Source organism: Sphingomonas faeni (assembly GCF_030817315.1).
GTDB lineage: Bacteria > Pseudomonadota > Alphaproteobacteria > Sphingomonadales > Sphingomonadaceae > Sphingomonas > Sphingomonas faeni_C.
Genome location: NZ_JAUSZF010000004.1, coordinates 137,934 through 152,891, shown reverse-complemented (window position 1 = coordinate 152,891; position 14,958 = coordinate 137,934). Strand labels below are relative to the sequence as shown.

Sequence of the window (14,958 nt, the reverse complement as noted above, 5' to 3'; positions counted from 1 at the left end):
ATGCCTCGGGTTACGTCCCAGGGTGGCTTTGAGGCCGGGAGAAGCGGCACGGCTGACGTTCGGTGCGACATTCAGGCGCCGGAAGGCGGGTATTATGTCCTTGCCGCGGCGACCAAGCCCGGTACCCCGACCAAGGTGATGGCCGTCTGATGTTGTAGGCGAGCGCGGTGAGACTGAACTCGCCGCGAACGTTTTCCAGCCGGCGCATGAGGAACGCACCCTGGCCCATCCATTGTTTGATGGTGCCGAACGGATGCTCAACACTGTTTCGCCGTTCGTCGAGCACGCCAGGCCGAAGTGCCAGCCGCGCCGCCATGCGGTCGAGCACCGCCTCGTTCTCCAGGCGAGAGACACGGCGGAAAGTCCGGGTGCAGCGGGGTTTCAGCTCGCAGGCCTTGCAGGCAGCGCGGTTGGTGTAGTCGACCTTCACATTGTCGCGCGACTTGCCGAAATGCCGCGGCGAGAGCACCGCTCCGGCCGGGCAGACGAAGACGTCCCGGTCGGCCTGGTAGCGGAACACCTCCTTGCTGAAGAAGCCGTCACGCACGGCAGGGCCGCGGATCGGCTTGGGGACATAGGCGGTGACACCGGCCGCTTCGCAGGCCTCGATGTCTTCGATCTTGAAATAGCCGCGGTCGGCAACTGCCTCGATCCGGTTGACGCCGAGCGCCTCCATGGCCGCTGTCGCGGTTTGGGCGAGCAGGCCCAGGTCGAGGACCTGGTTGCTCACGGCCTGCTCGGCGATCAGCTTGTGCTTCACGTCGACGGCGAGCTGGATGTTGTAGCCGACCCCGACCTTGGTCATGCGTGCCATCGCGCGGGCATCGGGGTCTGTGAGCGAAATCTGCTCGGCGCCTGTGCGCTCCAGTTCGGCGAGGAGCGCCTTCTGCCGGTCGCGCTTACCCTCGATGGCGGCGATTTTCTCAGCCAGCTTCTCGCCACCCCGACTGGAACCGCCACTCGGCGTGTGATCGTCGTCGGCGTCTCCCTCATCAAGCCGTTTCATATAACCGGCGAGCTTCTCGTCGGCTTCCTGAATGAACTTCGCGAGCGAAGTACGGGTGAAGTTGCGGTCCTTGTTGTTGACCGCCTTGATGCGCGTACCGTCCACCGCCACGAGCTCGCGCCCGAACAGGTCGAGTTGGCGGCACATCACCACGAACTCCCGAAACACTTCCTTGAAGGCGGTGCGGTTGTCGCGGCGGAAGTCGGCGATGGTCTTGAAGTCCGGCTTCAGGTGCCGCAGCAGCCAGATCACCTCGATATTGCGGTGGGTCTCGGCTTCCAGGCGCCGGCTCGAGCGAACTCGGTTCAGGTACCCGTAGATGTAAAGCTTGAGCAGATCGGCCGGATCGTAGCCTGGGCGTCCCGTCGTCGACGAAGGCCTCAATGAACCGGACCGGATTGTCCGGCCCGACATAATCATCCACCGCCTCGGGAAGCAGCAGGAGCTGCGAGCGGTCCGTTCCAGCCAGATACGCCATGGCAGAAACATACCATGCGCCGAGATCGACGGGAATCCTCAGACGAGGTTTCCACACAGTCTGCAGGACATTCGCGACATAGGGTCCATGGTGGAGAAGTGGCCATCATCAAACGCCCTGATCTCGGCCATTCGGCAGGTCGTGCATTAGCCCGATTAGGCCATTCAGCCGACCCGCAACAACCTCGCCGCATTATATCTAACCGGCAGAACACATCGGATGCGAACAACGCGCTGTACCCGAGCGGTACGAACCTCAGCCGTTCGCATCGCAATGATGGAAAGCTTTTGAAAGCATGGCAAGAAACAGAGGGGAGTCGCTTCTACCACGTTGCCGAAGATTAGCCTTTCTGGATCCGGGTCAATCCATTGGGTGCTCTCGAGGCACCTCGTCATCTCTTGCGGTCCGATCGCGATAGAGAGCAGCGCGCGCCAGCGAGATCAGAGTAACGGGGGTGGTCAGCGTCAGAAACGCTAGAATAAGGATCTCGTGCAGGACGAAGCGGGACTCGAGTGCCGTGAAGCAGACCATCGAGGCGAGGACGATAGAGCCCACGCCGACGGTCGCGCCCAGAGTTGGGGCATGGACGCGTTCGTAGAAGGTCTTCAGACGGATGAGCCCGAGCGAGCCGACCAGCGTCATCGTCGATCCCGACAGCAGCAGAATCGCGACAATCAGCGCCGCCCAAGCAGGAAGATCGGGAGCCTGGATCATTCGATCACCTCGCCTCGCATCAGGAACTTGGCAAGTGCCACCGTGCCGACGAAGCCCAGCAGGCTGATCACCAATGCCGCCTCGAAGTAGACCGTCCTGCTCGTCTGGATGCCGAACGTCAGCAGCAGCAGCATCGCGTTGACGTAGAAGGCATCGAGGCCAAGAATCCTGTCCTGCGCGCGTGGGCCTCGCACAAAGCGGAACGCGGCGCACGCTAATGCCAATCCCAGGGTAATTTGGGCCACCGTAATGGCAATGCCAAGGAGGATGGCGGTCATCCGAACATTTCCAACAGCAGTGGTTCGTAGCGGGTCTGGATACGCCGGGTCCACCCATCCGCGCCTACCTGATCCAGGATGTGGACGAGAAGGATTCCGGTCACGCGATCAAACTGCACCCACAGCGTGCCAGGCGTTGCCGTCATCATGATGGCCAAGAACGTCTGTGCGTGGCGGTTGCGTGTTCGCAGCGATATACGGATAAAGCCCGAAGTGCCGTCACGCTGCACTGGAGACAGGATGATCCGCGCCACGGCAATGTTGGACCGCAAGACATCCGTCGTCAGAAGGAGCAGGATACGGGGAAGCGGCCGCCAAGAGCGGATCTGCGGTGACTCGTTGCCGAGCGCGCGCATGGCAAGCGATGCGCCGACTGCTACCATGCTTCCCAGCAGCAGATGTCCGGGGGAGACAGACCGGTTCAGCAGCAGCCACATAGCCAGCAGCGAAAGCGTCAGCAGCGGATAGGGGAACAGCCGCTTCATCTGCTTACCCCGGGGGAGTTGCCACGTGGCGCGCTCGTCACCGCAGACCTGTAGGCGCCACGGTCGTGAAGGGCGCGGGCGGTTTGCTCCATGTAGGTCAACACCGGACCTGCGAAGATCATCAGGCCCAGACACAACGCCAGCAACATCCCGACCGGCGCCGCCTCTATCAGCCGTAGGTCCGGCTGCGCGCCTTCACCCGGCGTCCACAACAGATCGATGCCGGCGCGCGTCATCGCAATCAGCGTGGCTACGCCCGACAGGATGATAAGCGCGATAAGTATCCAGGTTGTTGGGGCCGTGATCCTTTGTAGCCCTATCAGACCGTCCAGGATCGCGAACTTGGCGATAAAGCCGGAAAGCGGCGGCAGGCCCGCGAGCAGGAGCGAGCAAAAAACGAAACCGCCCCCCAGGATCGCGATCGTCGCGGGGATGACGACACCGACCTCGCTTTCCTCCTCGGGTTCGATCGCGCCAGTATATTCGTCATCGAACACGGGCTCGGTCAACGGGGCCGATCCCCGCTCCGACTCTCCGCGCTCGACCAGCTCGATCAACAGGTAGAATGCGCTGATCCCGAGCGTCGAACTCGCCAGATAGAAAAGCGCGCCGCTCAGCACTTTCACGTCGCCCGTGCCGACCGTCGCAAGCAGGGTGCCGGACGAGATCAAGATGCAGAAGCCCGCCAGTCGTGACAGCGTCTGCGATGACAGCACGCCGATCGTGCCAAACGCGATCGTCGCCATTCCGCCCCACAGCAGCGCATCGTCGGCGAAGTGGAAGGCAGCTCCCGCCTCGTCACCAAAGAACAACAGCGAAGTTCGCAGTAGGGCGTAGATGCCCACCTTGCTCAGGATCACGAACAGGGCGGCTACCGGCGGCGTGGCGGCGGAATAGGCCGTGGGTAGCCAGAACCCGAGCGGCCACATGCCAGCCTTCACCAGGAAGGCCAGGCCAAGGATCGCCGCCCCGCTTTGCAGCAGGGCCAGATCTGCAGGCCGAACAGCGGCGATGCGGGCGACCAGGTCGGCCATGTTGAGCGTGCCGGTGACGCCATAGATAAGGCTCACGCCGATCAGGAACAGCAGCGACGTGGCCACGTTGATCGCCACATAGTGCAGGCCGATGCGCACCCGGTTGGTTCCCGAGCCATGCAGTAGCAGGCCGTAGGACGCCGCCAGTACGACCTCGAAGAAGACGAACAGGTTGAACAAGTCGCCCGTCAGGAATGCTCCATTGAGCCCCATTAACTGAAACAGTAAGAGCGTGTGGAACCGTGGCCCGGCGCGGTTCCAACGCGCAAAACCGTACACAAGCGTCGTAACACCGAGAACCGCGGTCAGGACGAGCATCAGCGCTGACAGCTTGTCGAGCACGAGCACGATGCCGAAAGGAGCGGGCCAGTCACCAATGAGGTAGGCGCGCGCGCTGGCCGTCGCATGGCTCGGTGCACCGATGCCGGACGCCGCTTGCAATAGCACAAGCGACACGGCCAGAAGCAGAAGGGTAGTCACGATGCTGATCGCGCCCTTGGCGAATTGGCGGCGCTCGCCCAGCATCAGCATCATCGCGCCAGACCCAAGCGGCAGGGCAACCGGCGCGACGATGAGGTGATCGGTCCAGGCGATCACGGCGCCTTCTCTTCCCCGTCAACATGATCGGTATCGGTCAGGCCGCGCAAAGTGAGCAGGATTACCAGCAACAGCGCCGTCATGGCAAATGAGATCACAATCGCGGTCAGTACCAGCGCCTGCGGCAGCGGATCGGCGAACTGCGTCGGATCCGCCGCGCCCGGGCCGACGACGGGTGGCGCGTCCACGCGTAACCGGCCCATGGCATAGATGAACAGGTTCACCGCGTAGGACATCAGCGACAGCCCGATGATCACTTGGAAGGTGCGCGGCCGAAGGATCAGCCATACGCCGGACGCGGTCAGGACGCCTATGCCAAGAGCGAGAATGATTTCCATCAGAGAGGCTCTCCTTTCGCTATCACGGGTTCGCTCTGCAGCCTCGGGAACGGGCGCGGCGTGCGGATCGACTGGTGCGCCAGCGCGATCAGGATGAGGGCAGTGGCGCCCACGACCAGCGAGAAGACGCCGAGATCGAAGAGCAGCGCGGTGGCAAAAGGAACAGAACCGATCAGCGGCACGTCGACATAGCGGAAGTAGGAGGACAGGAACTGATAGCCGAAAGTCAGTGATCCTGCCCCCGTCGCAAGGGCGCACAACAGGCCGCCGCCGATCCAGCGCAGCGGACGGATCCGCAGCCGCGCTTCGACCGAACGCGTGCCGCCGGCCATATATTGCAGGATCAGCGCGACGGACATGGTGATGCCCGCCGCAAAGCCGCCGCCCGGTAGATCATGTCCGCGGATGAACAGATAGACGGCGAGCACCAGGATGAAGGGGAACAGCCACTCCATGATCAACCGCGGAATCCACAGATAATCGGTGAGGGTGTCGCCGACGGCGCGGTCGGGCTGGGCTGCGTCGAAGGCATGCTGGACGCGCTGCTGGACCGGGGCGGCAACGCTTTCCCGCGCCGGTCGGAAGCGACGCAGCAGCGAGTAGCCGGTCAGCGCAACGATCGCGAGAACCGTGATCTCCCCCAGCGTGTCAAAACCACGGAAATCGACGAGGATGACGTTGACGACGTTCCTTCCGCCGCCCTGCTTATAAGCGTTCTCGATAAAATAGCGGGAGATCATATCCGGCAACGGCCGCGTCATCACCGCAAAAGCGAGAAGTGCAATGAACGTGCCGGCGACGATCGCGATGACGAGATCGGTTGAGCGACGCGCACTCACCCGCAGCGGCACGGTATCGCCCGGCCAGACCTCCTGGCGGCGGACCGGCAACCAGCGAAGGCCGAGGAGCAGCAGCACGGTCGTCACAGTCTCGACCAGCAATTGGGTCAGGGCCAGGTCTGGCCGCGGACAGCCAAAGGAAGCTGGCACAGGACATGAGCCCGGCCCCGGCGGTCAGCACTAGCGCGGCAAGGCGGTGATATTTGGCCTGATAAGCCGCCCCAATCGCGCAGCCGGAACCGATCACCCAAACCAGCGCAAAGATCGGGTCGATTGCGGTTCCCGGAACACCGCCGCTTGCGACGCCCCGGCCGAGGAACGGCAGTGCTCCGAGGGTGCATGCGATGCAGATGAGAAGGCGCATCTGCGGCTGAAGTCGTCCCGTGCCGACGATCCTCTCCAGCACGCGCGAGCCGTCGACGATTGCCGCCAGCGTAGTCTCAAACGCCCGCCAGCCTTTGATTCGCCCAACCAGCGGCGGGCCATCGCGCGTGTTAAGGTAGTTGCGGAACAGCAGGTAGGCGATTGCCCCGCCCGCAAGCGCAACGATGCTGAGGAACAGGGCCGGGGTAAAGCCGTGCCAGACCGCTAGGTTGTAGTTCGGCGTCGCGTCCCCCAAGACCGATCTCGCTGCCGCATCAAGGAACGCCCCCACGGTGAATGCCGGAAGCACACCTATGATCAGGCAGGCGATGACGAGAATTTCGATCGGCACCCGCATCCAGTGTGGCGGCTCATGCGGCATGCGCGGCAGGCCAACCGGCGGCGACCCGAAGAACACCTGATGAATGAAGCGCAGCGAATAGAGCACGCTCAGCGCGGTCCCTAATGTGGCGAGATAGGGTAGAAGCCGATCGAGGATGGTTCCGTTGTGTTCTGCCAGGGCTTCCGCGAGGAACATCTCTTTGGAAATGAAGCCATTCAGCAACGGCACGCCGGCCATCGCCGCTGCCGCGACCATAGCTAGCGTAGCTGTTATCGGCATGAACCGGTACAGTCCACTGAGCTGGCGCAGGTCGCGCGTGCCTGTCTCATGATCGATGATGCCGGCGGCCATGAACAGCGAAGCCTTGAACGTCGAATGATTGATGGTGTGGAAGATCGCCGCAACCGCGGCCAGCGGGCTGCCGATGCCGAGCAGCAAGGTGATGAGCCCCAGATGGCTGATGGTCGAATAGGCCAGCACCCCTTTCAAATCCTGCTGGAAGACGGCCGACCAGGCACCTATCAGTAGGGTCGTGAGGCCGATGGTGGTCACGATGAGGAACCACTGCTCGGTGCCGGCCAGTACTGGCCATAACCTTATCAGAACGAAGATTCCCGCCTTTACCATTGTTGCCGAGTGGAGGTAAGCGGAGACAGGCGTGGGGGCCGCCATCGCGTGCGGAAGCCAAAAGTGGAAGGGGAACTGTGCGCTCTTGGTGAAAGCTCCGACCAGGATGAGTAGCAGCGCGGGTAGGTACAGCGGGCTGGCCTTTATGAGTGAGCCCGCAGCAAGCACTCGGTCCAGATCGTAGCTTCCGACGATGTCGCCGATTATCACCAGCCCCAGCAGCAGGCAGAAGCCGCCTGTCGCGGTGGTGATTAGCGCCATCCGCGCCGCGGTGCGCGCGGTGCGCTTGTGGTTCCAGTAGCCGATTAGCAGGAAGGAGAAGAGGCTCGTCAGCTCCCAGAAGAAGGCGAGCTGGATGAGGTTTCCCGCCAGCACCATGCCCAGCATCGACCCCATGAACGCCAAGAAAAAGGAGAAGAAGCGCGGGACCGGATCCTCGCGCGCCATGTAGTAGCGGGCGTAAAGAACGACTAGCGCGCCGATCGCCAGCACCAGGAAGGCGAAGATCCACGACAGGCCGTCGAGGCGGAACAGCAGGTTGAGGCCGAGCGAGGGCAGCCACTCAAACTCGCTGCGAACGACCTGACCTCCCGCGACGCGCGCAAAGATGGAGGCGAGCATAACAGCGCCCGACACGGCGATCGTGCCCGCCAGCGCCGCTGCGGCATTGCGTGCATGGCTGGGCAGTGATGCCGCGAGCAAACTGCCCGCGAACGGAAGAGCGACGATAACGAGCAGCAGCGTATCGTTAAGAAAGATGTCCAACTCCCAATGTCCAATCTACCGCCTGAGCGGGCAAACGGGCACCTCGCCTCTGATGGCCTGAAAAGGCGCTATCAAGCAAGGAGCCCCTTGATGGGCGCTTGCGAAGCCGGCTTAATCGCAAGGTCATACCTGTTCACAGCAATTTATCAAAGTTTGGGTTGTGGAATATGCTGCTACCGAGGGCCGTTGAGCTGCTGCCAGTCCCACGGGACACGGCTACCTGCGTCTTCATGCTTTACTCCTCATTGAGTCGATGGATTATTGATCGGGAAAAACGCGGCGTCGTCGATCAGAAGCGATAGGCAGCAGACAGGAAGCCCGACGGTCGCGTCTTGTGCTCGACCAGCGGACTGTCGGCGACTTCGCCGAACAGCGTCGTTACGCCAGCAGAGGCACCTAGCCCGATATGGTCGGTCAGCCGATAATTGAGGCTCAGCAACGCAGAAGCATCCTTGAACCCGCCGCCCGCCCGGTATCGCGGCAGGCCCGATGCGAACGCCTGATCGGCATCCACCCCAAAATAGCGATGATTGTACCGCCGATCGGCCCAAGTCGTTCCGATCGTCGGAATCAGCGTCAGACGAGACGATACGCGGACCGGATAGGAGACTGTCGCGTCGGCGATCACGCCCTTGTTGTCGCCAATGAAGCCTTTCGTGGCACCCACGGTCGCGATCAGGCCGCCCGCCCGGATGCTCGCGAAGCCGCGTCCGCCAGCTCCCAGCGACAGCTTGCCGATCCCCTCGGGCACGTCGCGCCGGCGATAGCCAGGCATGTAGGTGACGCTTGCACCGACGGTGACGGGCCCGCTTTCGATGACGTTGATGCCGACACCGTTGCGCAGATTGGCGAAGACCGGCCCCCATGCGATGTCGAACACCGGCACGGGCACCGCCCTATATGCGTCCGATCCTTGGTAGGTCGGTGTATAACCCGCCCCGATGCCGAGGATGAAATGATCCTTGCCTTGAAGACGTTCGGGCGCCTGAGCCTGAGCTTGCGCTTCAGATTGTGTCTGTGCCTGAGCGGCTAGTTGCTGCGACGCCATAGAGGCAGCCTCCAACACAGAGGAAACCAGGCATTATTATACGAACAGAGATGATCATTTAGAGTTAATAGCCTGATTTAAAGTTGATATGCCGCGATTTTATGACCTCAGTCAGATAGTTTAACTTCATCTTCAGAGCAGAAATGCTTCAATGGACTGCGCCAGCGCCACCTGAGGCGAAAGATCCGCCTCCCAGTGCGGTGTACAGGGTGACGGCGTTTTGCAGCTCAAGCGCCCGAAGCTGGATCAGTGTCTGCTCAGCGGCGAACCGGTTGCGTTCCGCATCCAGCACCTCGAGATAGATTGAGATGCCGTTGTCGTACCGCAGGCGTGCGGTTTCGGCTAACTCGCGCTGGGCCTGAACCGTGCGGGTCTGAGCGTCGATCTGGTCCCGCAAGTAGCGGCGCCCGACCAGTCCGTCTGCGACCTCCTGGAATGCGCCCTGCACTGTTCGTTGATAGGCGGCGACGAGTTCGGCTGCCTGTGCCTCGCTAAGCCTGATGTTGCCGCGGCGCTGTCCCCAATCGAAGATCGGCTGGCTGACCGCGCCGTTCACACTCCAAGTCCGGTTGCCGCCCTCGAACAGACTTCCGAGCGCCGTCGAGAGAAAGCCGAAGCTCCCGGTCAGCGAGATGGACGGGAATAGCTGAGCCCGCGCCGCGCCGATGTTGGCGTTCGCTGCCAGCAGGTTGTACTCCGCTTGCAGCAGATCGGGGCGGTTCGCGAGCAGGGCCGACGGCAAACCTGGCGCGATCGGCCGCACCTGCACATCGGTTGCCAGCCCAAGCGGTGCTGAAAGCCGCGTGTCTATCGGACCTCCTGTGAGCACATCGAGCAGGTTGCGCGACTGCTGTGTGGTGCGCTGAAGCTCCGCAAGCTCGGCCTCGGCCTGGGTAAGCAGCAGCACCGCCTGATTGAAGTCGACGGACGAGGTGACCCCTGCCTCCATTCGGTCGCGCGCGATCTCGACACCTTCGCGCCGCCCCGCCAGGGCGCGTTCGGCGACGGTAATCCGTTCCTGTCCGGCAAGGATGTCGAAATAGGCAGAGGCAACCTGGGCGATCAGCGACAACCGAAATGCTCGTGCGCCCTCGACCGAGGCGAGGTACCGTGCGCGCTCAGCCTCCGTCAGATTTTTGACGCGTCCCCATAAGTCGAGTTCGAACGAGCTGACGCCGATGCTGGCGGAGTATTGCTCGATGTTGATCGCGGACGGAGCGCCAGCCCCCCCCCCCCCACCCGGCAGCGCATTGCCGAAGCCGAGACCGGCGATCGGCTGCTGGCTGCGGGTGGCGCCAGCATTTGCTGCCACATTGGGAAGCCGCTGCGATGCCTGAATGCGGAACTGGGCCCGCGCCTGGTCGATCCTGGCAAGCGATTGGGCAAGGTCGCGATTACGTTCGAACGCGGTTGCGATCAGCGTCTGGAGACGCGGATCGCGAAAGAAGTCGCGCCAGCCCAGATCAGTTGCAAGCGGTCCCTCTGGACTGCGGGGTGTTGGGGTCGGTAGGGTAGACGGCTGATGCCGAAGCAACCGGCCGTTTGTAGTCGGGAGCGAGATTGCACCCCGACAATCCCGTCGCTGCGATGAGAAGCCACTTACGCATGCGCTATCTCCCGCCCATCATTCTCTTCAATCCAGCGTTGATCCTCGCCTTCCGGGTCATGCGGTTTGCTCAGGTAGCGTCTGGACAGAAGGTAGAAGACCGGCGTGAAGAAGATCCCAAACACGGTCGCCGCGATCATACCGCCCATCACGCCCGTGCCGACCGCTTGTCGGCTCGCCGCGCCGGCACCCGACGCGATGAACAGCGGCACCATGCCGAGGATGAACGCGAGACTGGTCATCAGGATCGGCCGAAGGCGCTGACGCGACGCTTCCAGCGTGGCGTCATAGACCGACGTGCCAGGGCGTTCGTCCTCCAATGCGAACTCGACGATCAGGATCGCGTTCTTCGCGGCCAATCCGATGATCGTGATAAGGCCGATGTTGAAGTATACGTCCGCTGACAGCCCTCGCAGCATTGTGAACAGCACTGCGCCCAGAACGCCGAAGGGCACGACCAGCAGCACCGACAGCGGAATGCCCCAGCTGTTGTAGAGCGCCGCCAGCAGCAGGAACACGACCACCATCGACAGGCCGAGAAGCAGACCGATCTGGCTACCCGCCTGCTTTTCCTCGTAGGCGGTGCCGGTCCATTCATAGCCCATCGCGCCGCTCAGATGCTGCTCGGCGAGCCGTTCCATTGTCTCCAGCGCAGCACCCGAAGACTGTCCGGGGGTTGCCTGCCCGGAGATCGTCAGCGCAGGATAGCCATTGTAGCGATCGAGCTGGATCGGGCCTGTGCGCCAGGAGACTTTGGCGAACGCCGAGAAAGGCACGGTCCCGCCGCCACTGCCGCCGCCTTGGCCGGGCGTAGCGGCTGCGGTGCCAGTTGTCGCTGGCGAAGATGTCGGCACCCGAAGCGCAAGTACGTCCTGCGGCGTCATCCGCGATGGTGCATCCGCCTGCAGGTAGACACGCAGCGTGTTCCCTTCGCGGTTGAAGTCGTTAGCATAGGACGAGCCGAAATTGATCGCCAGGGTCTGGTTCACGGTTGACATCGACAAGCCGAGCGCCCGCGCCTTCACGCGGTCGATGTCGACGAACAGTTCGGGGGCATCGCCTTGACCTTCGGACCTCACGCCAGCGAGCGTCGGCTCCTTCGCCGCGGCCGATAGGATGGCGTCGCGTGCGGCAAGGAGTCCCGCCCGGTCGGTGCCTGAGCGGTCCTGAATCTTCATGGAGAAGCCGGTGGCGTTGCCCAGCGCCTGGATTGGCGGCGGGTTAAGCGCAACTACGGAAGCCTCGGTGATGCCGAACGTCGCGCGCTGCACGCCCGCGATTAGGGCGGTCACCGAACTCTCCTTATCCTTGCGCTCTTCCCACGGCTTCAGCCCAACGAATGACAAGGCAGCACCTTGTCCCTGCCCAAAGAAGTTGAAGCCGAGGATCGACACCACGTTCTTCACCTGCGGTTGCGCGCGCAGATAGGCCTCGGCCTGAACCACGGCCTCTTCGGTTCGGTTCATGGTAGAGCCGACCGGCGCGTCATAGTTGACAAGGAACGTGCCCTGATCTTCGTTGGGCAGAAAGCCGCCTGGCAGCCGCATGAAGAGCAGCAAGGCAACCGCGCACATTGCTACGAACACCGCCATCCAGCGCAGCGGCGCTCCCATCATCTTGCCGACGCCCCCGGTATAGCGATCGGTCGTGCGCCCGAACCAATTATTGAAGCCGTTGAAGAAGCGCTGTGGCCATCCCCGCCAACCTGGCCTGGGTTGCGGTTCGTGACCGGGCTCATGCGCGTGCGGCTTAAGCAGAGTCGCGCACAGCGCGGGCGTCAACGTTAGGGCAAGGACCGCCGAGAAGAAGATGGAAACCGCCAGCGTTACCGAGAACTGCCGATAAATTCCGCCGGTAGAGCCGGGAAAGAACGCCATCGGGATGAACACGGCGATCAGCACCAGCGTAATGCCGATGATCGCGCCGCGGATCTGTCCCATCGCTTTCACCGTGGCGATGCGTGGCGGCAGCCCCTCGGTCGCCATAATTCGCTCGACATTCTCCACGACGACGATCGCGTCGTCGACCAGGATGCCGATCGCCACCACCATTGCGAACAGCGATAGCGTGTTGATGGAGAAGCCGAAGAGGTACAGCCCGAGGCATGCGCCGAGCAGAGCGATGGGAACGACGACGGCCGGAATGACGGTTGCACGCCAGTTCTGGAGGAACAGGAACATGACGATGAAGACGAGCACCATCGCCTCGATCAGCGTCATCACCACGCTGTCTATCGACGCGTTGATGAACGGCGTAGTGTCGTTAGCGACATCCCACTTCAGGCCGGGGGGAAAGTTGCTCTGCAACTCTGCCATTCGGTCCCGTACGCCATTTGCCACCGCGACCGCATTGGCACCGGTGCCGAGCTGTATGGCCAAGCCGGCGATCTCGTTGCCGTTCAGGCGTGCGCGGAACCCGTAATTCTCCGCACCGAGTTCGACCCGCCCGACATCGCGAAGCCGGACCGTCGATCCATCCTGGCTGGCGCGAATGATGATCTGCTCGAACTGCTCAGGTGATGAAAAGCGGTTCTGTGTGACGATGCGAGCGGTGAATTCCGCCTCGCGCGTGATGGGCAGATCGCCGATGCCGCCCCCGGCAGTCTGACTGTTCTGCTCCTGAACCGCCTGGAGCACCTCGGTCGCTGAGAGAGCGAAACCTGCCAGTTTAGCCGGATCGAGCCAGATCCGCATGGCATATTGCGAACCGAACAGCTGCACGTTTCCGACACCCGGCACGCGTCGCAGTTCGTTCACGACATTGTTGCTAGCGTAGTTGCCGATCTCCAGCGGCGTCATGCTCTTGTCGGGCGAGGACAGCCCTAGAATCATGAGAAAGCCGGACGAATTATCAGAGATCTGGATGCCCAGCTGCTGTACTTGCTGAGGCAAGCGAGGCATGGCCCGGTTCAGCCGGTCCTGTACCAGGCTGCGAGCGTTGGTGATGTTTGTGCCCGACTGGAAGGACAGGACAAGCTGGCCCGTGCCATTCGAACGGCTGGCAGCCGACATGTAAAGGAAGCCTTCAAGGCCGTTCATTTCACGCTCGATCACCGAGGTGACGTTGCGGTCGAGCGTTTCCGCATCCGCGCCGGTATAGGTGTAGGATAAGGTGAGCGACGGCGGAGCGACTGACGGATACTGCTCAACCGGCAGGTTGAGGAGCGATAACAACCCGGCGAGCGCAATGAATGCCGCGATCACCCAAGCAAAGACGGGCTTGTAGACGAAGAACCGATCCATTGACTCAGTTCCCCTTCGTCGGTGCGCCCGCCGATGGCGGGCCGGGTTGACCGCCCGCGGTCGCTGGAGCTGGTGCTGCGCCCGCGGGAACCGAGGCGGCCCCGCCTGCCGGTTTCACCTGAGCCTTCCCACCCGCGCGAACCCGGTTCCAGCCTTCAGTGATCACCCGCTCGCCGGCACGCAGGCCTGAGCGGACGATCCAGCGTTTGCCGATCATCTCGCCCAGTGTCACCGGCCGGCTGACGACCGATCCGTCCTGCTGCAGGACCGACACGCTCGCTTGCTCACCCCGGAACTGCACTGACCGCGAGGGGATGGCGATGCCGTTGGCGATGGTGCCCGCCTCCAGACGCCCGCGCACAAACTCGCCGGGCTTTAGCGTGCCCTCCGGGTTTGGAAACTGGGCACGGACCAGCTGGGTGCCGGTTTCGGGTGCAACGGTCGCCCCGGTGAAGTCGAGGCGCCCGGCCGGTCCGTAAGTAGTGCCGTTCTCCAGCGTTAGCTTCACCGTCACGGAGTTGAGGCCCGCAACCTTCACCTCACCGCTACGCGCTCGCTCGCCTGCATTCAGGATTTCGGCGCTCGATACGGTGAACACCGCGTAGACGGGTGTCGTCTGGTCGATGCGGGTCAGAGCGTTCGTCTGCGTCGCGCTGACCAACGCGCCTTCCGTCACTTCGGCGCGGCCTACCCGGCCCGAAATGGGGGCACGAACCGTGGTGTAGCTCAGTAGCAGCTCGGCACGCGACAGTCCCGCCCGTGCTTCGGAAACCTGTGCCTCGGCTTGGCGCAACTCCGAACGTGCGGCGTCGAACTCTTGTCCGCTTACGGCACGACGGCTCACAAGCGGCTCGTAGCGGCGCACAACCGCCGCGGCGTTGGTGCGGGCCGCCGCGGCGCGCTCCAGCACCGCCCGCGCGGATTGCACCTGCGCGCGATAATCGCGTGGATCGATCAGGAAGAGCGGCGTACCTTCGCGGACGAACGTTCCTTCCTCGAACAGGCGGCGCTGAATGATCCCGTCGGTACGCGGACGAACCTCGGCGGTGCGTACCGCCTCGATCCGGCCAGGCAGCTCGACGATGTTCGGCACGGCCTCCGCCGCAACCGTCACCACTTCGACAAAGGCAGGCGGCGGCGCAGCCGGCTGCTTTGGTTCGGAGCAGCCAGGCAGTACGGCTACGAGAGGGAGCAT

Annotated in this window: 11 protein-coding genes and 2 pseudogenes; 1 reads left to right on the top strand and 12 read right to left on the bottom strand. The window is 62.9% G+C overall.

Annotated elements, in window-relative coordinates:
* Positions 1 to 92: 92 nt before the first annotated feature.
* A pseudogene (locus tag QFZ54_RS18780) lies at positions 93 to 1,484 on the bottom strand (IS1182 family transposase).
* A gap of 98 nt (positions 1,485 to 1,582) precedes the next feature.
* Here QFZ54_RS18780 and QFZ54_RS18775 point away from each other — a divergent pair.
* Positions 1,583 to 1,828, top strand: coding sequence for a hypothetical protein (locus QFZ54_RS18775; RefSeq protein WP_307090021.1), 246 nt, complete (start codon positions 1,583 to 1,585; stop codon positions 1,826 to 1,828).
* A 16-nt stretch (positions 1,829 to 1,844) separates the two neighbouring features.
* Here the strand turns inward: QFZ54_RS18775 and mnhG are convergent, their stop codons facing one another.
* From mnhG to QFZ54_RS18720, 11 genes and pseudogenes are all read right to left on the bottom strand, one after another.
* Positions 1,845 to 2,198, bottom strand: a complete 354-nt coding sequence (mnhG, locus tag QFZ54_RS18770) for a monovalent cation/H(+) antiporter subunit G (protein WP_307090019.1) — start codon at positions 2,196 to 2,198, stop codon at positions 1,845 to 1,847.
* On the bottom strand, positions 2,195 to 2,476 hold the full coding sequence (locus QFZ54_RS18765) for a K+/H+ antiporter subunit F (RefSeq protein ID WP_307090017.1): 282 nt from the start codon (positions 2,474 to 2,476) through the stop codon (positions 2,195 to 2,197). The genes mnhG and QFZ54_RS18765 overlap by 4 nt, the downstream gene beginning before the upstream one ends.
* Positions 2,473 to 2,961: a Na+/H+ antiporter subunit E gene (locus QFZ54_RS18760; RefSeq protein WP_307090015.1), complete on the bottom strand. Its 489-nt coding sequence runs from the start codon at positions 2,959 to 2,961 to the stop codon at positions 2,473 to 2,475. Before QFZ54_RS18760 ends, QFZ54_RS18765 begins: the two co-directional genes overlap by 4 nt.
* Complete coding sequence (locus QFZ54_RS18755) at positions 2,958 to 4,592, bottom strand: monovalent cation/H+ antiporter subunit D (protein WP_307090014.1); 1,635 nt, start codon at positions 4,590 to 4,592, stop codon at positions 2,958 to 2,960. Before QFZ54_RS18755 ends, QFZ54_RS18760 begins: the two co-directional genes overlap by 4 nt.
* Positions 4,589 to 4,930: a Na+/H+ antiporter subunit C gene (locus QFZ54_RS18750; protein ID WP_307090012.1), complete on the bottom strand. Its 342-nt coding sequence runs from the start codon at positions 4,928 to 4,930 to the stop codon at positions 4,589 to 4,591. The genes QFZ54_RS18755 and QFZ54_RS18750 overlap by 4 nt, the downstream gene beginning before the upstream one ends.
* Positions 4,930 to 5,856 (bottom strand): hydrogen gas-evolving membrane-bound hydrogenase subunit E, encoded by a 927-nt coding sequence (gene mbhE, locus QFZ54_RS18745; protein WP_307090010.1) that lies wholly within the window; start codon positions 5,854 to 5,856, stop codon positions 4,930 to 4,932. The genes QFZ54_RS18750 and mbhE overlap by 1 nt, the downstream gene beginning before the upstream one ends.
* A gap of 841 nt (positions 5,857 to 6,697) precedes the next feature.
* Positions 6,698 to 7,723, bottom strand: a pseudogene (locus QFZ54_RS18740) (proton-conducting transporter transmembrane domain-containing protein); the annotation flags it as partial.
* Between the two features lie 433 nt (positions 7,724 to 8,156).
* Positions 8,157 to 8,915, bottom strand: coding sequence for a MipA/OmpV family protein (locus QFZ54_RS18735; RefSeq protein ID WP_307090008.1), 759 nt, complete (start codon positions 8,913 to 8,915; stop codon positions 8,157 to 8,159).
* 148 nt (positions 8,916 to 9,063) lie between these two features.
* On the bottom strand, positions 9,064 to 10,449 hold the full coding sequence (locus QFZ54_RS18730) for an efflux transporter outer membrane subunit (protein ID WP_307090007.1): 1,386 nt from the start codon (positions 10,447 to 10,449) through the stop codon (positions 9,064 to 9,066).
* Positions 10,450 to 10,514: 65 nt separating this feature from the next.
* Positions 10,515 to 13,763, bottom strand: coding sequence for a multidrug efflux RND transporter permease subunit (locus tag QFZ54_RS18725; RefSeq protein WP_307090005.1), 3,249 nt, complete (start codon positions 13,761 to 13,763; stop codon positions 10,515 to 10,517).
* Between the two features lie 4 nt (positions 13,764 to 13,767).
* A complete protein-coding gene (locus QFZ54_RS18720; RefSeq protein WP_307090003.1) occupies positions 13,768 to 14,958 on the bottom strand; it encodes an efflux RND transporter periplasmic adaptor subunit in 1,191 nt (396 codons plus the stop codon).

Coding starts and splice junctions, on each gene's coding strand:
- mnhG (WP_307090019.1), bottom strand. CDS start 2,198: ATGATCCAGGCTCCCGATCTTCCTGCTTGGGCGGCGCTGATTGTCGCG.
- QFZ54_RS18735 (WP_307090008.1), bottom strand. CDS start 8,915: ATGGCGTCGCAGCAACTAGCCGCTCAGGCACAGACACAATCTGAAGCG.
- QFZ54_RS18750 (WP_307090012.1), bottom strand. CDS start 4,930: ATGGAAATCATTCTCGCTCTTGGCATAGGCGTCCTGACCGCGTCCGGC.
- QFZ54_RS18760 (WP_307090015.1), bottom strand. CDS start 2,961: ATGAAGCGGCTGTTCCCCTATCCGCTGCTGACGCTTTCGCTGCTGGCT.
- QFZ54_RS18765 (WP_307090017.1), bottom strand. CDS start 2,476: ATGACCGCCATCCTCCTTGGCATTGCCATTACGGTGGCCCAAATTACC.
- QFZ54_RS18725 (WP_307090005.1), bottom strand. CDS start 13,763: ATGGATCGGTTCTTCGTCTACAAGCCCGTCTTTGCTTGGGTGATCGCG.
- QFZ54_RS18720 (WP_307090003.1), bottom strand. CDS start 14,958: ATGCTCCCTCTCGTAGCCGTACTGCCTGGCTGCTCCGAACCAAAGCAG.